Below are 22,027 nucleotides of genomic sequence, written 5' to 3' on the forward strand. Positions count from 1 at the left end.
TAATATGCCAAAAGCAATTGATATTGAACAAGTAAAACAAAATTATGAAAGCTTTATACAAAGTAAAAAAAACTGTGTGTTAAGCTTCGTGAATGGGGAAGGGAAGCCTTTTAGTAGTACTACGCCTTTTGTGCGACTCAACGGAAAGTTTTATGTTTATATTAGCCAAGTAGCAGAGCATTACCAACTCATGGATCAATCGGAAGTGGTTGATTTAATATGTGTAGCAGATGAGGCCGTAACAGCCAATCCATTTGCTCCAGAGCGAGCACGTTGGCAATGTGTACCGAAAAAATTAGGGAATGAAGGTCATGAGGATATATTTGCGACATTCGATCAACTGTTTAATGCAAAAATGATGGAGTTGTTGCGTTCACTTGATTTTTCATTATTCGAACTAACGCCAATAGAGGGGCGCTATGTTGTTGGATTTGGGAAAGCCTTTACGATTGATATTGCTAATGACACATTAATTCATGTAGTTGTAGATAAAAAATAGGTTGCCTTAAGGGCAGCCTATTTTTTTGAATGCTTAAAATATTTCTCGTGTCATCAATAAATGAAGACATTTTTGAAAAACTAACCAGCTACTAATGATACTTATAAGCGTTGGGATTAACAAGATGATAAGATTCCCTGCTACTAGTGATAAATAAAAATGAACAACCGAATTAAGAGTTATAATTAGCACTGTAGATGTAAGCATCCGTAAAGATCGCATTTTCTCCGTTTCCTCGAGCTGTTGAATATAAAATTGACTAGAAAGAAGAAAAAAAGAGCTACTGATAAAACCAAAATACATGGCAAAATGGCCAATAAAATTTGTAGACGCTTCAGTCTGTGAAAAGTACAATGGTGCAATTAAAATATAGAGACTTAAAACAAAGGCATAGCAAAAAAGGAAATCCGACTTTAATTGGACTTTCTTTGAGAGAGGCAAGCTATTAACATAAACTTCCCATTTTACTTGACGATCCCCTTTATATAAATTTTCAACAAGGCTAGCGGAAACAATTACAACAAATAGACAAATGAATGGGCTATCTAAATAAGGCAAGCGTATGAAATAAAGAACGAAACAGATAGTGATTGCAAAAAGGATAGTCCATCTTTGTACGATAAGTCTTTGTACGAATAAGGCACGCATGGAATCCCCCCTAGAATTCTTTTCGTTTATAGATTTCTGTAGAAATGAGTGAGGAAAGCCACAGTAACAGAAGTCCAGCGAAAGGTGTAAAATAGATTAATTGCTTTAAATCTAAAAATGTCATAATTATTGTGGGTATAGCCCCTTTAAACATCCCCACTAAAAAGCCAGGGATAAAACAAAGTGCAATCAGAACCATTCTTCCTTTGAGAGAGCCATATTTAATATAAATAGGTAAAAAAAGGGCTAACAGACAAAGGGCCGATGTTACAATCATCATAAACGTAAGGAAAAATTGAGCAGTCATCTCATTATTGCTCAATTGATGAATAAGAAAAATGATTGGTAGAGCAATGACAAGACCGATTAGCATTAATAACACACTTAGTAAGTATTTACTAAGCACAATATCAGCTTTTGTAATTGGAAATGTATTAGCGTATTTATCCCAGTTGCATTGTTCATCATACGCAAGGGCAGTGATGGCTTGAATGGTAACAATAAAAACAATAACAGCTAAAAGCATAGAAGTTTCTTGCATAAGAATAGCCATAATAAGGAGAAAAAGTATGACAAATAATTGTGACTTCATTTGACGCTGAATGGTCATAAAATCTTTTACTAGTAAACCAATCATAATTAAATACACCCTTTCACGAAAAATAGCATAATATCTTCGATAGAGGGTCTTTCAAGTTTAAAAATCTCATTTACTTCCTTTTTAAGTACTAATGCCTCGATTCCAAATACGCCATTGCGCTTTCTTATAATCGCATGCTCAGGTAATTCGTTTACCTCCTCAAGACTTCCTTTGAAAATGCCATACTCATATAAAAGGGCATCTTTACTTTCACTCAATAAAATTTCTCCATTATGAATAAGGGTGATATGGTCGGCTATTTTTTCTAAATCACTTGTAATATGGGAGGAAAAAAGAATACTGTGTGTTTCATCCTGCATAAATGCTAAAAATAAATCTAAAATTTCATCGCGAATAATGGGGTCCAGACCACTTGTTGGTTCATCTAAAATTAAGAGCTTCGGATGATGGGACAATGCTAAAGCAATTGATAGCTTCATTCTCATGCCTCGTGAAAGTTCCTTGATTTTTTTCTTCTTTGGCACGTTAAATTGAGCTAATCGTTCAAAGTAGTAATCTGTATCCCATGTTTTAAATACCTTTTTCATAATTTTGTCAAGCTGAGTCGCAGTCAACGTTTCAGGTACGTGTAATTCGTCAAAAACCACGCCAATGTCATTTTTTATCGATTGTTCATGTTCGACATGATCTTTATTAAAAAGTAATATATCGCCGTATTCTTTTTTTACTAAATTAAGCATGCACTTAATCGTTGTGGATTTTCCAGCACCATTTTCTCCAACAAAGCCCATTACTGTTCCTTGAGGTACTGAAAAACTCACATCTTTTAGTGAAAAACCTTCAAATCCTTTATGTAAGTCATGAATTTCAATGGCATTCATCTTAATGATCCCCCTCTAACATTAAAGTGACTAAATCTTGTAATTCTTCATTTGATAGACCAGCTGTTTTCGCTAATTTTACGGCTTTCAGCACATGTTCCTCTACTTGTCGCAAGAGCTCCTCACGCAGGAAATCCTGGTTACGTTCCGTTACAAAGCTTCCCTTCCCAGCGACTGTTTCAATAAAGCCATCGCGTTCTAAATCAGCATAGGCACGTTTAGTAGTCATTACGCTTATTTTTAAATCTTTAGCTAAAGCACGAATGGATGGTAGGGCATCACCTGCTTGCAATTTATTAGCTAGAATGGCTTCTTTGAGCTGGATGGTGATTTGCTCATATATGGGCTTATCACTGGCATTGCTTAAATGGATATGCAAAATCCTCACCTCTTATAACTGTATATACACACTATATACAGGTTGGAGCGGAAATGCAATATATTCCTACTTTTGGTAGGGGGCACGATTTACAAAAACTCGGCATATATTGAGGTAACGGCTCAAGGAGGGAGATGAGAAATGCTACTATCTGAGATGGTGGATAAAGAGTTAATTCAAATTGAGGGTGGTGTACATTTTGGCATCCTGGCTCATACAGAATGCCTATTAGATGTGCAAACAGGAAAAATACATGGTTTTGAGATTGTCAAAGATAAATTACCTTTCCAAAAAAAGAAAATGAAGGTTAGTGAAATGATACCTTGGCACGAAATTATATTAATTGGTGAAGATCGAATTTTATTTAACAAGACATCTACAGTACAGTCAGAATATTTACAGTGAGGTGAGCTTTTGGAAAACGAAAAATGGCTCGTTATCGGTGAGGACTCCAGATTAAAAGAACTAGCAACAATGTTAAGAAGTCCATCGAGAACAGTGTTTTATAAAAGAACGACAGTTTGGAACGAGGAGTTAAATAAACTTGTTTTAGAATTTCAACCAAATAAAATTATTCTACCTATCCTGCCTTTAAAAATAGAAGTAGAACAGCTATATGGTATATCACAGGTTAAATTCTATACAGGTCGTTTAACTATGCACTGGAAGCATCTGCTAGAAAAAAATGAATCCCTTTGCTATTTGCAACAAGAATCGTTTATTTGGCAAAACGCTAGATTAACAGCAGAGGGGTTTATCGCCACGTTTTACGGACTCGAGCAAAAATGTATTTACGGACAAAACTTTACAATTGCAGGTTTCGGACGTATCGCAAAAATGCTCGCTTCTTTACTAGTTAAAATGGGGGCAAATGTTCATATTGTTGCACGTTCGGTTGTACAAGTGAGTGAAGCTAAAGCATATGGCTATAAAGCTACGGACTTAGATGATCGTTTATGGTCAATTAATGAAGGTACATTTATTAATACCATTCCAGCTAAATGGATTACAGAATCGTTTAAAGATCATGTTCCAGCAGTTTTATATGATTTAGCCTCAGAGCCAGGCTGTTTGGATATAGATGCTGAGCAACTTCAAACATATGTACTGTTGCCATCATTGCCTGGGAAATACTTTGCACATGATGCTGCTGAAATTCTGTGCAAGGCCATAGAGGAGGAAGAAAATTGTTAACGGGGAAACGAATTGGCCTAGGTATTACAGCCTCTCATTGTACGTATGAAGATGTCATACCTAAAATTCAAAATTTTATGGATGTTGGTGCAACGGTTATACCAATCATTACCCATTCCGTTTTACATGCAGCTACACGCTTTGGTACAGGGGAGGAATGGATTGCAAAAATAGAAGCTTTAACTGGAGAAAAAGTTATTTCTTCTATAAAAGAAGCGGAGCCATTTGGTCCATCCAATCCACTGGATGCAATGGTAATCGCTCCAATGACAGGTAATAGTATTAGTAAGTTTGCCAATGCGGCTACAGATAGCCCTGTTCTTATGGCAGCAAAGGCAACTTTACGTAATGGATCACCTGTAGTGTTAGGAATTTCAACAAATGATGCACTCGGCTTAAATGGAATAAATATAATGAAGTTGTTAAATGCCAAAAATATTTACTTTATCCCATTTGGTCAGGACTCTCCTCACTCCAAACCAAATTCACTAATTGCTGATTTTGACCAAATGGTAGATACTGTTCATGCAGCAATTACGCAGAAAAAGCAATTACAACCGCTGTTGATACAATATTTCAAATAAATCATAGATTACACACAATTTTCAGTATTTTTGTGATACAATAGCACACATTATGGAACTTGTATTCAAGGAGAGATGACAGATGACAAAGCAGTTAACAGTTGCGGTTGTTGGAGCAACAGGAGCAGTAGGATCAAAAATGATGGAGCAATTAATCAAACGAAAATTTCCAATAGGGAACATTAAATTTCTAGCATCTGCACGTTCAGCAGGAAAATCAATCGAGTTTAATGGTCAAACATATACAATTGAAGAAGCGACACCTGAAGCTTTTGAAGGCGTCAATGTCGCTTTATTCTCAGCTGGTGGTTCAGTATCAGCTGTGCTTGCACCCGAAGCAGCAAAGCGTGGTGCGGTAGTTATTGATAATACGAGCCATTTCCGAATGGATCCAGAGGTACCACTTGTTGTACCTGAAGTGAATCGAGGCGATCTGGCGAAGCATAAAGGGATTATTGCAAATCCAAACTGCTCGACAATTCAAATGGTAGCTGCACTTGAGCCAATTCGTAAAGCATTTGGATTAACAAAAGTGCTTGTTTCAACGTATCAGGCGGTTTCAGGTGCAGGTATTTCTGCTATTGAAGAATTAAAAACACAAAGCGCAAACTGGGAAGCAGGTAGGGATGTAGAAGCAAATATTTTACCATCTGGTAGTGATAAGCGCCATTACCCAATCGCTCGTAATGTCATTCCACAAATTGATAAATTCACAGATAACGGATTTACATACGAAGAAATGAAAATGATTAATGAGACGAAAAAAATTATGCATGCACCAGAGCTAAAAGTTGCTGCTACTTGCGTTCGTGTGCCGGTCGTTTCAGGTCACTCAGAGTCTGTTTATATTGAGGTAGAGAAAGAAACATCAATCCAAGAGATTTTTGACGTATTACGCAATGCACCAGGTATAGTATTACAAGATGATATTGCAACACAAACTTACCCAATGCCTATTTATGCAGAAGGGGAAGACGCTACTTTTGTAGGACGTATCCGTCAAGATTTAGACAACAAAAAAGGATTCCATCTATGGATCGTTTCTGACAATCTATTAAAAGGCGCTGCATTAAACTCTATCCAAATTGCAGAAGCAATGCTTGAGGATAACTTACTATAAGAGGGGTGTAAGGATGAATTTAGGTCGAATTGGAACGGCTATGATTACGCCGTTTAAAGATGATGGCACGATAAATTATCCAGAATTAGAACGTATTATTAATCATTTGATCGACAATGGTACAGATTGTATTGTTGCTTGTGGTACGACTTCTGAAAATCCAACAATGTCTACTGAAGAAAAAATAGAGGTTGTTCGTTTTACAGTAGAAAAGGTAGCTGGTCGTGTGCCAGTTATTGCTGGTACAGGGGACAATGAAACAGCATACTCTATAGCCATGACCCATAAAGCAGAAGAAAATGGAGCAGATGGCATAATGCTTGTAGCTCCTTACTACAATAAACCAAATCAACGTGGGATCTTTGCTCACTTTGAAACGATTGCTAAACAAACGAGTCTACCAGTTATGCTTTATAATGTCCCTGGGCGTACTGGTGTGAATGTGGCCTATGAAACTTCTGTTGCATTAAGTAAGATTCCTAACATCGCTTGGATTAAAGAAGCAAGCGGCAATTTGGATCAGATGGGTGATGTTATCGAAAATGTTGATCCAGATGATGATTTCTTAGTGTATAGCGGAGATGATGGCCTAACATTGCCACTAATGGCGATTGGCGGGGCAGGCGTTATTTCTGTTGCTGCTCATGTAGTAGGCAATGATATGCAATTAATGATTAAAGCGTTTGAAGAAGGAAATCATAAGCTAGCAGCCAAAATTCACCGAGCATTATTACCTCTTGTACGTGCGCTGTTCGCTCAACCGAACCCTTCACCTATTAAATATGCGATGACAAAACTAGGCTTTGATACACTCAATGTTCGTTTGCCAATGATGGAAATGACTGATGAAGAGAAGGTAAACTTTGACAACATTTGGGATACGTATCAAGAAAAAGCGAGAAGTTTTAGATAAATAAAAACGAGGCTGATCATTCAAATCAGCTTCGTTTTTTATTTCAGAAAACCATAACTTCTCATCCTCAAAAATACTCTAATGACTCTATTTATATAAGGAATCCAATATTTGCCTTTCCATCTACTAGGAATAATGAAAAGATAAGAAAATATATTTCTGATGTGAAACATGTATTTTTAATTTGTGCAAAAGCTTAGCAAACCGTATAATAAATGTTAAGTGGTTGCTGTTCGGGATATTTTTTAGGAGGAAATAAATTGACAAAAAAGAAAAATGAATTGATTCGAATCATCCCTCTTGGGGGTGTGGGCGAAATTGGAAAGGCAATGTACGTAGTAGAAATTGATGAAGAGCTATTTGTAGTAGATAGCGGATTAATGTTCCCAGAGGACGAGATGCTAGGCATAGATATCGTGATCCCTGACATTACGTACTTAGAAGAAAATAAAGAGCGTGTGAAAGGTATATTCTTAACACACGGACATGAAGATGCAATTGGCTCTATTGCCTATGTATTGCAAAAAATAAAGGCACCAGTGTACGGCTCAAAATTGACAATTGCTCTAGCAAAGGAACATTTGAAAGAATTACCTGCACCACATCAGGTAAAGTTTTTTGAAGTAACAAACCGTAGTCGTATGAATTTTAACTCAACGTATGTAACATTCTTCCACACAACACATAGTATTCCCGATTCGTTAGGGGTAGTGTTCCATACATCTGAAGGCGCGATTGTTCATACAGGAGAGTTCAAATTCGATCAATCGGCGACAGGTAAATTTAAACCTGATTTAGCGAAAATGGCCCAGTTAGGGGAAGACGGCGTCTTTATTCTATTATCTGAGTCTTGCGAAGCTGAGCGACCAGGTTATACGACATCGGAAATTGTTATTGAAGAACAATTATCAAAAACATTCCATTCAGCACCAGGTCGGATTTTAGTAGCTGTTTATGCATCGAATTTTATCAGAATTCAACAAGTATTTGCTCAAGCTCAAAAATCATTCCGTAAAGTAGTGATTGTCGGGAAGCCATTAGAAAAGGCTGTAGATTTAGGTGTACAGCTTGGCTATTTAACGGTCGAAGAAGATACGATTATTTCCATTTCAGAAATGCAAAAATATCAAGACGATGAAATTATCATTATTACAACAGGTAATAAAGGAGAGCCTTTAGATGCTCTAGAAAAAATCGTACGTAAGCATCATCGTGACATTAAAATTAAGCAAGGTGATACAGTTTTAATTACATTTACACCTTCTCCTGGTATGGAAGTGCAAATGGCTAATACGATGAACTCCATTTCTAAAGCTGGGGCTGAAATTCTAACTTCTAGCAAAAATGTGCACGTATCAGGTCATGGTAGCCAAGAAGATTTAAAGCTTATGTTAAATTTAATGCAGCCAAAGTATTTTATTCCTGTTCAAGGGGAATATCGTATGCTGATTGCTCACTCTAAGTTAGCTCAACAGCTGGGCATGCAAAAATCCCAAATATTTATCGCTGATAAAGGGGATATTGTTGAATATAAAAATAATAAAATGCGCATGAGTGGACGTGTACAAGCTGGTAACGTCTTAATTGATGGAATCGGTGTTGGCGATGTGGGGAATATTGTTCTACGTGATCGTAAATTATTATCACAGGATGGTATTTTCATTGTGGTCGTGACATTAAATCGTGCTCAAAAGAAAATTGCGTCTGGTCCAGAAATTTTATCACGCGGCTTTGTATATGTTCGAGAATCAGAAGAGTTAATGGTCGAGGCATCGGACATCGCAAGAACTGTCATTGAAAAATATGTAGGGAAAGATACATTTGAATGGACGAATATTAAGCAAGAAATTCGTGATACTTTAAATACGTACCTATTTCAGAAAACAAAGCGTCGTCCAATGATTATCCCAATCATTATGGAATATTAATACAAATGACTCATCGTCAAGACTTTGAGGAAAAGTAAATGGAAAAGGATTTTCTCCCAATTGCGGTGGAAAATCCTTTTTTTGAAATGTTCGAGTTCTACATGGTATGATTCGCTACATATATAAAATGGATTGCAGAAGAAGGTGATAGAGATGGCGGTTAGTAAAAGAAAAAAGGTTACTAAAAGCAAAGCAACAACAGAAAAGAAAGAAATGTCTCCACTTATGTATGAAATTCTAGGACTGCTCTTAATTGCGCTTGCGGTCATCATGATTTTTGAATACGGTATGATCGGGCGTACGCTACAAACTTTCGCAATGTTTCTTTTAGGAAATTTACATTTTGCGGTTCCATTTATGCTAATATTTGTTGCGTTATTAATGATGATTGGTCGTAAAAAAGTCGGTATGAAAGACCGCTTAATTCTAGGCATGCTCCTTATTGTTATGAGTTTAACTATTTTTAGTCATGGCATATTATTTGAACAATTATCAAAATCAGGTGGCTTATTATCTGATTCGGTTCTCCGTGAATCATGGCGAATTCTCATCAATACCGAGGGGATTATTCATCGCAGCAATGCACTAGGTGGTGGAATGATTGGTGCCCTATTATTTAGTGGTCTTCACGTTCTATTTGAAGCATCAGGGGCAAGAGTCGTTGCTTGGGTTATTTTCTTTATCGGCTTGATTTTGGTTACTGGAAAAGCATTAGTGCCATATTTGGCAGAGAAAATGCCTGATTTATTTGGTAAATGGAAAAAGAAACATCGTGATAAGAAAAAAAATGCACCTAAAAAGCCAAGCAATCGTCGTTCTAGAGCAGAAAGTGTGGACGAGATTGCAGCGGTCAATCAAACTACGGATATGCCTGAACAAGAAGAAGAAACACATCATGAGCCGATAATTTCTGCATTTACTCAAAATATGTCTCAGGAAAGAACTATATTTGATCAGGCAGATATAGTGGAAAATGAACACGATGAAGCCATGGATGAGGTCCATATTCAAGGGACAGATACTGTAGAAAATGCAGACTATCAGCTTCCATCTTATAATCTATTACAATTACCACCACAACATGACCAAAGTGGAGAATATTCCGTCATCCAGGCGAATGCCAAAAAGCTTGAACAAACATTGCAAAGCTTTGGCGTAAAGGCAAAGGTCACACAAGTTCATTTAGGGCCAGCCGTTACAAAATATGAAATTTTACCTGATATTGGTGTCAAAGTAAGTAAAATTGTCAATTTGCAAGACGATCTAGCATTAGCGCTGGCTGCCAAGGATATCCGAATGGAGGCACCAATCCCTGGCAAATCTGCCATTGGTATTGAAGTGCCAAATAGTGAGGTAGCCATTGTCACTTTACGAGAGGTATTAGAATCGAAGGATGGCGCTAAGCCGGAAGCATTGTTGCAGGTAGCATTTGGACGAGATATTACGGGACAAGCTGTGCTAGCAGAGCTCAATAAAATGCCGCATTTGCTAGTAGCGGGTTCAACAGGTAGTGGGAAAAGTGTCTGTATAAATGGCATAGTAGTATCCATACTAATGCGTACAAAACCACATGAAGTAAAGCTCATGATGATCGACCCGAAGATGGTGGAGTTAAATGTTTATAACGGTATTCCTCATTTATTGGCGCCTGTTGTGACAGATGCACGAAAAGCTTCTCAAGCCTTGAAAAAAGTAGTTTCTGAAATGGAACGCCGTTATGACCTGTTTTCACATACTGGAACACGAAATATTGAGGGCTATAATAATCATGTACAGAAGGTCAATGAGCAGACAGATGAAAAGCATCCTAAGCTACCTTATATTGTAGTTATTGTAGATGAGTTAGCAGATTTGATGATGGTCGCATCTAGTGATGTGGAGGATTCAATTACCCGTTTAGCCCAAATGGCACGTGCAGCGGGAATCCATTTGATTATTGCAACGCAAAGACCAAGTGTAGATGTTTTAACAGGTGTCATTAAAGCTAATATTCCATCCAGAATTGCTTTTGCAGTTTCTTCAGCTATTGATTCGAGAACGATTTTAGATATGGGTGGAGCAGAACGATTACTTGGTCGTGGGGATATGTTATTTTTACCAGCCGGTGCATCAAAACCAAAACGGGTACAAGGAGCCTTTTTATCAGATCAAGAGGTTGAGGCTGTTGTGAATTTTGTTATAGAACAGCAAAAAGCACAGTATCAAGAGGAGATGATTCCTACTGAAGAAGAAACGATTTTAGAGGAAACCGATGAATTATATGACGAAGCAGTGCAATTAGTTGTTAGTATGCAAACAGCATCTGTCTCCATGCTTCAGCGTCGCTTCCGAATTGGATATTCAAGGGCTGCACGTATTGTTGATCAAATGGAACAACGAGGTATTGTCGGGCCTCCCGAGGGCAGTAAACCTCGTCAAGTGCTTATTCATCAATACGACAATTAAACATTAAATGGTTGTTCATTTCTGTATATTTGTCTATTTATTTGCAATGAATTTGAAGAAAGAATGAATTCTATAACAGATTTTATTTAAAACTGTTTATTTCATTCTGCAAAAATGTTATATTTATGAACGATTAGTAGGAATGTTGTACATCAGATGTCTGATCTCTGATTTTGGTGGTGATATATGTGACTATTAAAGCAGATCATCGTCATCTCTATCTTCAAGTAATCGATCGTTTAAAATCTGACATTGAGGCTGGCATTTTTAAAGAAAATGAAAAGCTGCCTTCAGAATTTGAATTATCGAAATCACTCGGAGTCAGTCGAGCAACACTTAGAGAAGCACTTCGACTGTTGGAAGAGGAAAATGTGATTGTGCGCCGACACGGGGTTGGGACTTTTGTCAACCCTAAGCCGTTGTTTACATCAGGCATCGAGCATTTATCGAGCATTTCTTCTATGATCGAGGCAGCGGGTATGGAGCCTGGTTCGCGTTTTTTAAAGGCGGCCGAGCACATCCCTTCTGAGGAAGATTTAAAACGCTTCCAATGTGATGGCGACGATAAAATACTCACAATTGAACGTGTCAGAACAGCGGACGGTGAGCCCGTAGTTTACTGTATAGACAAGCTACCCGCAAGCTTCCTGCCTACTGACTTTGTCGAAAAAAAAGAAGTTTCACTGTTCTCTGCTCTTGAGCAATCTGGAAAAATTCATGTGGCCTATGCGGTTACGTACATTGATCCAGTTGGGTATCATGAACAAGCTTCACCGATTTTAAACTGTGGACGTGAAACAGCTCTTTTAGTGTTAAAGCAGTTGCATTACGATGACCATGATCAAGTAGTGCTCTATTCAAAAAATTATTTCCGAGCTGATAAATTCAGCTTCCATGTAGTTCGTAAACGGGTGTAGAACATTTCTAAATTTTTTTCCTGCTAATTACAATACCTTTGGGGGGTTAATTAAATGAAAAAACGTAAATTTGGTTTAGTATTAACATCAGTATTAGCGGCAAGTGCAATTTTAGGTGCTTGTGGTACAAAAGACGAAAAGCCTGCAAAAGAAAATGATAACGCTTCAGGTGGAGAAACATCAGAAGAATCATTTTCAGTAGCAATGGTTACTGACGTAGGTGGCGTTGATGACAAATCATTCAACCAATCTGCATGGGAAGGTGTTCAAGCTTACGGAAAAGAACACGGTCTTAAAAAAGGTGATGGTTTTGACTACCTACAATCAAAATCAGATGCAGACTATGATTCAAATTTAAATGCATTATTACGTCGTGACTTCAATTTAATTTTCGGTATTGGTTATATGATGGAAGATGCAATGGCTGCAATTTCTGAAGAAAATCCAGATGGCCAATTTGCAATCATTGATGCTGAAGTAAAAGCTGACAACGTAGTATCAGTATTGTTCAAAGAGCAAGAAGGTGCTTTCTTGGCAGGTGTTGCGGCAGCTAAAATGTCTAAATCAGGTAAAATCGGCTTTGTAGGTGGCGTAGATATTCCAGTTATTAATCGCTTTGAAGCTGGATTCATTGAAGGGGCAAAAACTGTTAACCCAGATATCGTCATCGAAAATAAATACACTGGCGCATTCGATAAAGCTGATGTTGGTAAAATTACAGCAAGTGGTATGTACTCTTCAGGTGTAGATGTAATCTTCCACGCTGCAGGTGCAACTGGTAACGGTGTATTCTCTGAAGCAAAAGAACGCAAGAAAAAAGATCCAGAGGCAAATATTTGGGTAATCGGTGTAGATGCTGACCAATACGATGAAGGTAAAGTAGATGATAAAACAAACGTAACTTTAACTTCAATGCTAAAAGGTGTTAACACAGCAGTAATAGATATTTCAAACAGAGCGAAAAACGGTGACTTCCCTGGTGGAGAAACACTAGTTTATGGATTAGCTGAAGATGGGGTTAAACTTGCGGATTCTCGCGGTGCAATTCCAGAAGATGTACAAAAAGTAATCGAAGAATATAAAGAAAAAATTGCTAAGGGTGAAATCGAAGTTCCAGAAAAAGTGGAAAAATAATTCATCTTTTGATCATCATAAGGGACTTTTAAGAAGGACCTTATGATGATTTTTCAATCCATCGTTATATTTAGATTATTCGCAATTCTCTATTTAACTAGATTTATATGAACCTTTTAGAGGTAGTATTTAATGATTTTCATAATGATGGTAACAAGTTAATAGAAGAAAGGTTTCTAACGATGACCTTTCCTGTATTAATTTAGCAAAACACCTACCTCTATAGGTGGGATTAATCAGTAAATAAAAGATAGCCTTCGGTAACGAAAGCGGTCTAAAGAATTAGTGAACTGTAGCAAAAAAAGCTCTAACGGTCATCTAGTTTATGTACATTTCGAATACTGGATGTATTGCTAATCTGTGCCATCAGTCATAGTAGAGGCAGATACGAAACGCTAAGGCGGAATTACTTTATAAAAGTGCCTATTAAGGGAGTGACAATATTGGAATATGTGATTGAAATGCTAGGAATCCGGAAAGAATTCGGTAATTTCGTGGCGAATAATAATATCACCCTCCAACTGAAACAAGGCGAAATCCATGCATTGCTTGGAGAGAATGGTGCAGGTAAATCGACTTTGATGAACGTCCTTTTTGGTTTGTATCAACCAGAGGGTGGCGAAATTCGCGTTCGTGGGAATGCTGTAAAAATTACAAACCCAAATGTTGCCAATGATTTAGGGATTGGTATGGTGCATCAGCACTTTATGTTGGTAGAGAATTTTACAGTAACAGAAAATATTATTTTAGGCTCCGAGCCAACTAAAATGGGTATTGTCAATATAAAAGATGCATCTAAAAAAGTACAAGCCCTTTCTGAGAAATATGGCTTGGATGTTGATCCTAATGCCAAAATTGAAGACATCACTGTTGGTATGCAACAACGTGTTGAAATATTAAAAACATTATACCGTGGTGCTGAAATATTAATTTTTGATGAACCAACAGCCTCTTTAACACCACAAGAGATTACGGAATTAATTCAAATAATGCGTCGTCTTATTGCGGAGGGGAAATCTATTATTTTGATTACCCACAAGCTAAAAGAAATTATGGAAGTGTCCGATCGTGTAACGATTATCCGTAAAGGTGAAGGAATTGGCACTGTTGTAACCGCTGACACAAATCCTGATCAGCTAGCTGAAATGATGGTTGGCCGACAAGTTGAATTTAAAACAGAAAAAACGGATGCGAATCCAACTGATGAAGTACTTGCTATCCATGACTTAGTCGTTACGGATTACCGTGATATTGATAAGGTAAAAGGTCTGAACTTAAAGGTTCGCAAGGGTGAAATCGTCGGTATAGCAGGTATTGATGGAAATGGTCAATCAGAATTGATCGAGGCGATTACAGGTCTTCGTAAAATTAAAAGTGGTACTGTTGAATTAAATGGTAAAAATATTACAAATTTGAAGCCTCGTAGTATTACAGAAGAAGGCGTTGGGCATATTCCGCAAGACCGTCATAAGCATGGTTTAGTACTAGATTTCCCGATTGGTCATAATATTGCGCTACAAACGTATTACCAATCTCCTATAGCTAAAGGCTTTGTCATGGACTATAAAAAAGTGTCGGAGAAAGCCAATCAAATTATTAAAGAATACGACGTACGTACAGGTAATGGTGAAATGACACCTGCCCGTGCATTATCTGGTGGTAACCAACAAAAGGCTATTATTGGTCGTGAAATTGATCGTAATCCAGATTTATTAATTGCCGCTCTACCAACACGAGGTCTTGACGTAGGGGCGATTGAATTTATTCACTCGCGTCTTATTGAGCAACGTGATAAAGGGAAAGCAGTTCTGTTAATTTCCTTTGAATTAGATGAGGTTATGAATGTATCGGATCGCATTGCCGTTATTTATGATGGTCAAATTGTGGACGAATTAAATCCTAAAGAAACAACAGAACAAGAGCTTGGATTATTAATGGCCGGTCAAAGTAAAAAAAATAACAAGCATGATGCGAAGGAGGGGAACGACTAATGTCAAATCGTGTCATTAATATACTCGTTCCTATCATCTCTATCATTATCGGTTTAATTGTAGGGGCTATCGTCATGGTAGTCAGTGGCTATGACCCAGTACAAGGTTATATCGCTCTTTGGACAGGTATTTTTGGAGATTCATATTCAATAGGGAACACAATTCGTCAAATTACACCGTATCTATTAGCAGGTCTTGCAGTAGCATTCGCCTTCCGTACAGGACTGTTTAATATTGGTGTTGAAGGTCAGCTTATTTTAGGTTGGTTAGCAGCAGCTTGGGTAGGTTATGCATTTGAGCTACCTAAAGTTATACACTTACCATTGGCATTACTTGCAGCCGCCGCCGCAGGTGCATTCTGGGCCTTTATTGCAGGTTTCTTAAAAGCGAAATTTAAAGTACATGAAGTAATTGCGACAATTATGCTTAACTATACGGCGTTATATATTGCAAACGCGGTCATTAAAAAATTGTCAGATGGTAGCTTTAAAACAGAACGTATCCATGAATCCGCTTCATTACGTTCTCCGTTTTTAAGAGAGCTTACAGACAACTCAAGTCTTCACTATGGGATCATTGTTGCACTATTAATGGTTGTTGTTATGTGGTTTATTCTAGAAAAAACAACTCGTGGATATGAGCTGAAAGCTGTAGGGTTCAACAAAAACGCTGCAGATTATGCTGGTATGAGCGTTAACAAAAACATTATTTTAGCGATGACTATTTCAGGTATGTTTGCAGGTCTTGGAGGAGCGATGGAAGCTCTAGGTACGTTCCAAAACGCATCTATTAAACCTGGCTTCACTGGAATTGGTTTCGATGGTATAGCCGTAGCCTTACTTGGTGCAAATACACCGCTTGGCGTAGTATTCGGGGCATCACTCTTTGGTTCATTAAAATATGGTGCTTTAAATATGCCAAATGCTGCTGGTATACCGGAAGAAATTGTATCGATTATCATCGCGTTAATTATCTTCTTCGTAGCATCAGGCTATATTATTCGAGTAGGCTTACAGAAGCTGAGCAAGAAAAAGGAGGGACAATAACATGAGCTTTTTAGAAATGTTATATTTCATCATCCCTTCAGCGATTCTATATGCAACACCTTTGATTTTTACAGCCATCGGTGGGGTATTCTCTGAACGCTCTGGTGTTGTCAACATCGGGCTAGAGGGCTTAATGATTGTTGGTGCTTTTGTTGGTATATTTATCAATTTAGAATTTGCTTCATCATTAGGTGCGGCAACGATTTGGGTAGCGATGTTAGCAGCGATGATTATTGGTGGGATTTTCTCACTTTTCCATGCCATTGCGTCTATTTCTTTCCGTGCCGATCAAACAGTTTCAGGGGTAGCCATCAACTTACTTGGATTAGCAGCTACTGTATTCTTAGTTAAAATGATTTATGATAAAGGTCAAACGGATATGATTACCCGTCCAATCGACCGTTTTGGTATTCCTTATCTAGAGGATATTCCGTTTTTTGGTCGTTTATTGTTCCATGATGTATATAGCACATCTATTTTAGCGTTTGTAGTAGCATTTGGTGCTTGGTTTGTTATTTATAAAACACCATTCGGCTTACGCCTTCGCGCTGTAGGTGAACACCCAATGGCAGCAGATACTATGGGGATTAACGTCAATAAAATGCGTTATATTGCGGTTATGATTTCTGGGGCTCTAGGTGGACTTGGTGGTGCAGTCTATGCACAAACAATTACGCACGACTTCTCACATGCAACAATTGCTGGTCAAGGTTTCATGGCAATCGCTGCTATGATTTTCGGGAAATGGCATCCAATTGGTGCGCTAGGTGCAGCCTTATTCTTCGGTTTAGCGCAAACATTAAGTATTGCAGGGAGTCAAATTCCATTCATAGAAAATGTACCAGCTGTTTATTTGCAAATCTTACCGTATGTACTTACAATACTTGCTTTAGCAGGCTTTATTGGTAAAGCAAATGCTCCTAAGGCAAGTGGTCAACCATATATTAAAGGTAAGCGTTAAAATAAGTCATGATCAAAGACTGAGTGAAATATGCTCAGTCTTTTTTTCCATGTTGAATTCATACATTTTATAATTTTTCCCATACATACTTTGGATTCTTTTTGCAATTATAGACAGTAGACATGTATAGTATGTGTAGTACATCGTTATATTAAGAAGGATAGGAGGGTTTCATATGTTTAAAACTATACCTTTTGCCAAAGGTGTCAATTTGCATATCCGACAAACGACCCAATTTAAAACCGTAAATTTTTCAATTAAATGGAGAAGAGCATTAACGGCTAAAAGTGCATCGGAACGTACTGTGTTAACCAATGTACTGCAGCATAGTAATGCTAAATATAAAACAACTGCTGCTTTCAGAAGCTTCTTAGATGATCTATATGGCACTGTTTTATATTTTGATACGTCTAAACGAGGTAATGAACATACAGTGCTCATGAATGTGGAGACTGTAAATGATCATTATTTAGCAAATACAAGTGTATTAAATGACATGCTTGGTTTATTGCACACGGCTATTTTTGAGCCTAATTTAGAAAATGGGGTCTTTAAGGAATCCATTGTGGAACGTGAAAAGAAGACAGTTATACAAAGGATTGAATCTATTTTTGATGATAAATCTCGTTTTGCTCAATTCCGCTTACAACAAATCCTAAGACCAAACGAACCAGCATCTATTTCGGCAAATGGTAGTGTCGAGGAAATTCAAAAAATTACCCCTTCCTCCTTATTTGAGGCTTATCAATCAATGCTAGCTAACGATAAAATAGATATTTATGTTGCTGGGGATATTAATGAAGAGGAAATTGTAGCGAAATTAAAAAAAGCGCTACCATTTAATGATCGTACGCCTGAGGAAGTGCCAGCTGTTCTACCGCAACAGCATCCTCAAAACGATTATGTTCGAGAACAGCATGAGATGAAGCAAGGTAAACTTCACATTGGCTTTAGTACGCCTGTAAGATTTGGTAGTCCAGACTTTGCTAAAATGCAGATTTTTAATGGTATTTTCGGCGGCTATCCACATGCTAAATTGTTTATGAATGTTCGTGAAAAAGAGAGTTTGGCTTATTATGCTTCTAGCTCCTATGCTTCTCATTATGGTCTTGTATTTGTAGTTTCTGGTATCGAGGCTAAAAATGAGGAAAAGGCGTTATCATTAATTAAAGAACAGCTTGCGACAATGCAGTCTGGTAACATTACTGATTTAGAGCTAGAACAAACAAAAGCAATGCTCACAAATCAATTAAAAGAGTCCTTGGATTCTGCTCGTGGACAAATTGAAATTTTTGATCAATATAAAGATTTACCAGAAGAGTTCTCTGTGGAATCTTGGGCTAATAAGTGGAAAGCTGTGACGAAGGAAGATGTTGTGGATATGGCGAAGCAAGTGCAGCTTGAAGCGGTCTATTTCTTAAGTGGAAAGGAGCAAGCCGCACAATGAAAACAATTGAATTTAAGCAACTAGATGAAACCCTTTATTATGAAAAGCTTGAAAATGGATTAGATGTATATATCTTGCCGAAAAAAGGTTTTTCTAAAACATTTGTTACATTTACAACAAAGTACGGTTCTATTGATCGCACTTTTGTACCAATAGGTCAAACAGAAAGCATTACTGTGCCAGATGGAATCGCTCACTTCTTAGAGCATAAAATGTTCGAAAAAGAAGATGGCGACGTCTTCCAAAAGTTCAGTGAATATGGAGCTTCTGCTAACGCCTTTACATCATTTACGCGTACAGCATACTTATTCTCTTCAACTGATAATATTTATAAAAGTACCGAAACATTATTGAATTTTGTGCAGGAGCCTTACTTTACAGAAGCGACTGTCAACAAAGAAAAAGGAATTATTGGGCAAGAAATTACAATGTATGATGACCAACCAGATTGGCGCCTATATTTTGGCACGATAGAAAATATGTATCATCATCACCCTGTAAAAATTGATATTGCTGGTACTATTGAATCGATTGATGGCATTACGGCCGATCATTTATATACGTGCTACAATACGTTTTATCACCCATCTAATATGCTTTTATTTGTGATTGGTGCAGTAGACCCTGAGGAAATGATGACTTTTATTCGTGATAATCAAGGGAAAAAAGAGTTCTCAGAACCGGCATCCATTCAACGTTTCTTTGATGAAGAACCAACAGAGGTAGCGATAAACGAGCGGACATTAAACATGGATGTACAAAAGCCTAAAGTTTATGTTGGACTGAAGGCAAAAGAAACCAATTTGTCAGGTCGAGAAATGTTAAAGCATGAGCTATCTGTTCAAATTGCACTAGAACTTATTTTTGGACGTACATCTAATTTTTATGAACGTGTTTACGAGGAAGGTTTAATTGATGAAACGTATGCGTTTGATTTTACATTAGAAAATGGTTTTGGGTTTGCTATGATCGGTTCTGATTCTTCAGAGCCTGATAAATTAACATCTGCAATTAAAGAAGAGTTGGCTAAATTTGAAGGAAATTCACAATTTGAAAGTGCTGATTTAGAACGTATTAAACGTAAAAAAATTGGTTTCTTTTTACGCGCTTTGAATTCTATTGAGTTTATCGCCAACCAATTTACTCGTTATTCCTTTAATGATATGAATTTATTTGATGTTGTACCAGTTCTTGAGGAATTAACAATTGATGATTTGTACAAAGCGTTTGCCTCAGTTCAAGGTGAATCTCAACAAACCGTGTTTAAAATTTTACCAAGTAAGCAGGATGCCTAGTGAAAAAGTTTGCTCTTGTACTAGGTGCTTCAGGTGAGATTGGTCACGCTATTTGTCATAGCTTGGCTGAAGAAGGTTGGTCCATCTATTTACATTATTCAACTAATAAAAATGCTGCAGAAACTTTATGTCATACACTTTCTAAAACTTTCCCTGCTCAAGAATTTATGCTTGTACAGGGGGATTTTTCAATTGAAACAGGAGCAGAAATGGTAGCCGCACAGATTTTTAATGTGCAGGCTATTATTTTCGCAAATGGACAAGCGCATTATTCGCTGCTAGAGGATACAACAGTAAAAGATATGGACGCATTATGGCGAGTCCATGTTCAAAATCCGATGAGGCTGACAGCTTTACTTTCTGAAAAACTTCGTCAGCATGATGTCAGCTATGTTTTATTTATTGGCTCTATATGGGGCGAAGCTGGGTCAGCTGGTGAGGCGTTGTATGCAACTGTAAAAGGAGCACAACATGCATTTGTGAAATCATATGCAAAGGAAGCGGCATTATCTCGTATTCGAGTAAATGCCATTGCTCCAGGTTTCATTAATACATCCATGAACAGTCATTTAAGTAAAGAGGAGCTTAATTATATTTTGGAAGATATTCCTCTAGGCTCAATAGGGCAAACAACAGATGTGGCTGAAATGGTTCGCTTTTATTTGTCTGGGAAGGCTGATTATGTGACTGGACAAATCATTCGATTAAATGGTGGTTGGTACATATAATATTCTTTTTTACACATACTACATGTGTAAAGGAGGAGGAACATATGACCATTTTAGAAAACTGGCAAAAATGGACATCGTTTTTAGGACAAAACGTTATGCAAGCTGAATCAAGTGGTATGCCTAAGAAAATGATTCAAGCAGCTGCTGTCCAAATTGGTGAATATTTAGCTTCAAATGTAGATCCTAAAAACGAGCAAGAGCGAGTGCTGTCGGATTTATGGGGCGTTGCCTCAGAAGATGAAAAGCATGCATTGGCGAATTGTGTCGTTAAGCTTGTCCAAAATAAGCATGTGCAATAAAAAAAAGAGGAGAGCTTATCTCCTCTTTTTTCTATATAAAAAATTTATTTTTTAGTGAAAACGGGAACGTATGTAAGCCTTATTTCTATGCATTCAAAAAAATTAGTAAGTTTTTAAAAATAACGCCGTAATTCCATGTATTCTAACTTTCCATTACATAAAAAATCAGCTATGATGGAACTTATAAAGGATTTTTTACGTTAACTAATAGGAAGGGAACGAGTGTGTTGAGCGATTGGTACTTTGAATATGAAATTCAGGTGAATCGCCCTGGATTATTAGGAGATATTGCTTCACTTTTAGGGATGCTACGTGTCAATATTATTTCAATTAATGGTGTCGATGAGGGTCGACGTGGTATGTTAGTGCATACAGACAACGATGAGGCAATTGAACGTTTTCGTACAATTGTTTCGACAATGGAACATATTAACGTGACCAAATTTCGACAACCGAAACTTCGAGACCGCTTAGCTATTAGACACGGTCGTTATATTCCTCGAGATGCAGATGAAAAAAACACTTTCCACTTCGTAAGAGATGAACTTGGTATTTTAGTCGATTTTATGGCCGAACTCTTTAAAAAAGAGGGGCATAAGCTGATTGGTATTCGTGGCATGCCACGCGTTGGTAAAACGGAGTCTATAGTAGCAGCAAGTGTTTGTGCCAATAAAAAGTGGATTTTTCTATCGTCCACAATGATAAAACAAACAGTTCGTAATAAACTAGTGGGGGATGAATTTAGTCGTAATAATATTTTTATTTTAGATGGTATTGTGACTCGTCGCTCCTCTGATGAGCGACATCTACAATTAGTGCGTGAAATGATGAATATGCCATGCATTAAGGTTGTAGAGCATCCTGATATGTTTGTTCAGCATTCCGAATATAAAATAGAGGATTTTGATTATATTATTGAATTACGTCATCACACAGATGAAGAAATTACTTATGAAATAATGGAAAAAAATCATATGTCCGAATCCGATTCATTTGGTGGATTTAATTTTTAAT

Annotated in this window: 22 protein-coding genes; 18 read left to right on the forward strand and 4 right to left on the reverse strand. The window is 37.4% G+C overall.

All coding sequences use genetic code 11. The annotated features are described in order from the left end of the window. The first annotated feature begins 4 nt into the window (after window positions 1–4). Window positions 5–499 (forward strand): pyridoxamine 5'-phosphate oxidase family protein, encoded by a 495-nt coding sequence (locus B3D94_RS13440; RefSeq protein ID WP_069480382.1) that lies wholly within the window; start codon window positions 5–7, stop codon window positions 497–499. Window positions 500–532: 33 nt separating this feature from the next. Here the strand turns inward: B3D94_RS13440 and B3D94_RS13445 are convergent, their stop codons facing one another. The 4 genes from B3D94_RS13445 to B3D94_RS13460 are packed head-to-tail and all read right to left on the reverse strand — an operon-like array spanning window position 533 to window position 3,008. After that, window positions 533–1,147, reverse strand: coding sequence for an ABC-2 transporter permease (locus tag B3D94_RS13445; RefSeq protein WP_193831197.1), 615 nt, complete (start codon window positions 1,145–1,147; stop codon window positions 533–535). Between the two features lie 10 nt (window positions 1,148–1,157). Next, window positions 1,158–1,784: an ABC-2 transporter permease gene (locus B3D94_RS13450; protein ID WP_069480384.1), complete on the reverse strand. Its 627-nt coding sequence runs from the start codon at window positions 1,782–1,784 to the stop codon at window positions 1,158–1,160. A 2-nt stretch (window positions 1,785–1,786) separates the two neighbouring features. After that, window positions 1,787–2,629: an ABC transporter ATP-binding protein gene (locus B3D94_RS13455; RefSeq protein ID WP_069480385.1), complete on the reverse strand. Its 843-nt coding sequence runs from the start codon at window positions 2,627–2,629 to the stop codon at window positions 1,787–1,789. Window position 2,630: 1 nt separating this feature from the next. Continuing rightward, window positions 2,631–3,008, reverse strand: a complete 378-nt coding sequence (locus B3D94_RS13460) for a GntR family transcriptional regulator (protein WP_008178959.1) — start codon at window positions 3,006–3,008, stop codon at window positions 2,631–2,633. Between the two features lie 141 nt (window positions 3,009–3,149). Here B3D94_RS13460 and B3D94_RS13465 point away from each other — a divergent pair, with 141 nt between their 5' ends. From B3D94_RS13465 to B3D94_RS13545, 17 genes are all read left to right on the forward strand, one after another. Then, a complete protein-coding gene (locus tag B3D94_RS13465; RefSeq protein ID WP_004224966.1) occupies window positions 3,150–3,413 on the forward strand; it encodes a hypothetical protein in 264 nt (87 codons plus the stop codon). Window positions 3,414–3,422: 9 nt separating this feature from the next. After that, complete coding sequence (locus B3D94_RS13470; protein WP_008178957.1) at window positions 3,423–4,202, forward strand: NAD(P)-dependent oxidoreductase; 780 nt, start codon at window positions 3,423–3,425, stop codon at window positions 4,200–4,202. Further along, a complete protein-coding gene (locus B3D94_RS13475; protein WP_008178956.1) occupies window positions 4,196–4,786 on the forward strand; it encodes a dipicolinate synthase subunit B in 591 nt (196 codons plus the stop codon). Before B3D94_RS13470 ends, B3D94_RS13475 begins: the two co-directional genes overlap by 7 nt. A gap of 82 nt (window positions 4,787–4,868) precedes the next feature. After that, on the forward strand, window positions 4,869–5,906 hold the full coding sequence (locus tag B3D94_RS13480; RefSeq protein ID WP_036124081.1) for an aspartate-semialdehyde dehydrogenase: 1,038 nt from the start codon (window positions 4,869–4,871) through the stop codon (window positions 5,904–5,906). Window positions 5,907–5,919: 13 nt separating this feature from the next. Continuing rightward, window positions 5,920–6,819, forward strand: a complete 900-nt coding sequence (dapA, locus tag B3D94_RS13485) for a 4-hydroxy-tetrahydrodipicolinate synthase (protein WP_069480387.1) — start codon at window positions 5,920–5,922, stop codon at window positions 6,817–6,819. A 260-nt stretch (window positions 6,820–7,079) separates the two neighbouring features. Beyond that, a complete protein-coding gene (locus B3D94_RS13490) occupies window positions 7,080–8,747 on the forward strand; it encodes a ribonuclease J (protein ID WP_258267993.1) in 1,668 nt (555 codons plus the stop codon). A gap of 153 nt (window positions 8,748–8,900) precedes the next feature. Then, on the forward strand, window positions 8,901–11,192 hold the full coding sequence (locus B3D94_RS13495) for an FtsK/SpoIIIE family DNA translocase (RefSeq protein WP_291757717.1): 2,292 nt from the start codon (window positions 8,901–8,903) through the stop codon (window positions 11,190–11,192). 188 nt (window positions 11,193–11,380) lie between these two features. Beyond that, a complete protein-coding gene (locus tag B3D94_RS13500; RefSeq protein WP_008178950.1) occupies window positions 11,381–12,109 on the forward strand; it encodes a GntR family transcriptional regulator in 729 nt (242 codons plus the stop codon). Window positions 12,110–12,163: 54 nt separating this feature from the next. After that, complete coding sequence (locus B3D94_RS13505) at window positions 12,164–13,243, forward strand: BMP family lipoprotein (protein ID WP_069480390.1); 1,080 nt, start codon at window positions 12,164–12,166, stop codon at window positions 13,241–13,243. A gap of 443 nt (window positions 13,244–13,686) precedes the next feature. After that, complete coding sequence (locus B3D94_RS13510; RefSeq protein WP_193831201.1) at window positions 13,687–15,234, forward strand: ABC transporter ATP-binding protein; 1,548 nt, start codon at window positions 13,687–13,689, stop codon at window positions 15,232–15,234. Then, on the forward strand, window positions 15,234–16,280 hold the full coding sequence (locus B3D94_RS13515; RefSeq protein ID WP_069480392.1) for an ABC transporter permease: 1,047 nt from the start codon (window positions 15,234–15,236) through the stop codon (window positions 16,278–16,280). The genes B3D94_RS13510 and B3D94_RS13515 overlap by 1 nt, the downstream gene beginning before the upstream one ends. Window position 16,281: 1 nt before the next feature. After that, complete coding sequence (locus B3D94_RS13520; RefSeq protein ID WP_069480393.1) at window positions 16,282–17,241, forward strand: ABC transporter permease; 960 nt, start codon at window positions 16,282–16,284, stop codon at window positions 17,239–17,241. A gap of 175 nt (window positions 17,242–17,416) precedes the next feature. Then, a complete protein-coding gene (gene yfmF, locus B3D94_RS13525) occupies window positions 17,417–18,688 on the forward strand; it encodes an EF-P 5-aminopentanol modification-associated protein YfmF (protein ID WP_069480394.1) in 1,272 nt (423 codons plus the stop codon). After that, window positions 18,685–19,983, forward strand: coding sequence for an EF-P 5-aminopentanol modification-associated protein YfmH (gene yfmH / locus B3D94_RS13530; RefSeq protein ID WP_193831202.1), 1,299 nt, complete (start codon window positions 18,685–18,687; stop codon window positions 19,981–19,983). Before yfmF ends, yfmH begins: the two co-directional genes overlap by 4 nt. Further along, a complete protein-coding gene (ymfI, locus tag B3D94_RS13535; RefSeq protein ID WP_258267995.1) occupies window positions 19,983–20,711 on the forward strand; it encodes an elongation factor P 5-aminopentanone reductase in 729 nt (242 codons plus the stop codon). Before yfmH ends, ymfI begins: the two co-directional genes overlap by 1 nt. A 44-nt stretch (window positions 20,712–20,755) precedes the next feature. After that, window positions 20,756–21,013 (forward strand): DUF3243 domain-containing protein, encoded by a 258-nt coding sequence (locus B3D94_RS13540; RefSeq protein WP_008178933.1) that lies wholly within the window; start codon window positions 20,756–20,758, stop codon window positions 21,011–21,013. A 227-nt stretch (window positions 21,014–21,240) separates the two neighbouring features. Beyond that, on the forward strand, window positions 21,241–22,026 hold the full coding sequence (locus tag B3D94_RS13545) for a DUF3388 domain-containing protein (protein WP_069483265.1): 786 nt from the start codon (window positions 21,241–21,243) through the stop codon (window positions 22,024–22,026). The last annotated feature ends 1 nt before the right edge of the window (window position 22,027 follow it).

Origin of the sequence: Lysinibacillus sp. UBA5990 (assembly GCF_002429815.1) — a bacterium.
Lineage (GTDB): Bacteria > Bacillota > Bacilli > Bacillales_A > Planococcaceae > Lysinibacillus > Lysinibacillus fusiformis.

Bases quoted from the DNA above. Each gene is read 5' to 3' on its own strand.
- B3D94_RS13465 (WP_004224966.1), top strand. From the start codon at position 3,150: ATGCTACTATCTGAGATGGTGGATAAAGAGTTAATTCAAATTGAGGGT.
- dapA (WP_069480387.1), top strand. From the start codon at position 5,920: ATGAATTTAGGTCGAATTGGAACGGCTATGATTACGCCGTTTAAAGAT.
- B3D94_RS13450 (WP_069480384.1), bottom strand. From the start codon at position 1,784: ATGATTGGTTTACTAGTAAAAGATTTTATGACCATTCAGCGTCAAATG.
- B3D94_RS13515 (WP_069480392.1), top strand. From the start codon at position 15,234: ATGTCAAATCGTGTCATTAATATACTCGTTCCTATCATCTCTATCATT.
- B3D94_RS13440 (WP_069480382.1), top strand. From the start codon at position 5: ATGCCAAAAGCAATTGATATTGAACAAGTAAAACAAAATTATGAAAGC.
- B3D94_RS13480 (WP_036124081.1), top strand. From the start codon at position 4,869: ATGACAAAGCAGTTAACAGTTGCGGTTGTTGGAGCAACAGGAGCAGTA.
- yfmH (WP_193831202.1), top strand. From the start codon at position 18,685: ATGAAAACAATTGAATTTAAGCAACTAGATGAAACCCTTTATTATGAA.
- B3D94_RS13445 (WP_193831197.1), bottom strand. From the start codon at position 1,147: ATGCGTGCCTTATTCGTACAAAGACTTATCGTACAAAGATGGACTATC.
- B3D94_RS13520 (WP_069480393.1), top strand. From the start codon at position 16,282: ATGAGCTTTTTAGAAATGTTATATTTCATCATCCCTTCAGCGATTCTA.
- B3D94_RS13455 (WP_069480385.1), bottom strand. From the start codon at position 2,629: ATGAATGCCATTGAAATTCATGACTTACATAAAGGATTTGAAGGTTTT.
- B3D94_RS13540 (WP_008178933.1), top strand. From the start codon at position 20,756: ATGACCATTTTAGAAAACTGGCAAAAATGGACATCGTTTTTAGGACAA.
- yfmF (WP_069480394.1), top strand. From the start codon at position 17,417: ATGTTTAAAACTATACCTTTTGCCAAAGGTGTCAATTTGCATATCCGA.
- B3D94_RS13505 (WP_069480390.1), top strand. From the start codon at position 12,164: ATGAAAAAACGTAAATTTGGTTTAGTATTAACATCAGTATTAGCGGCA.
- B3D94_RS13495 (WP_291757717.1), top strand. From the start codon at position 8,901: ATGGCGGTTAGTAAAAGAAAAAAGGTTACTAAAAGCAAAGCAACAACA.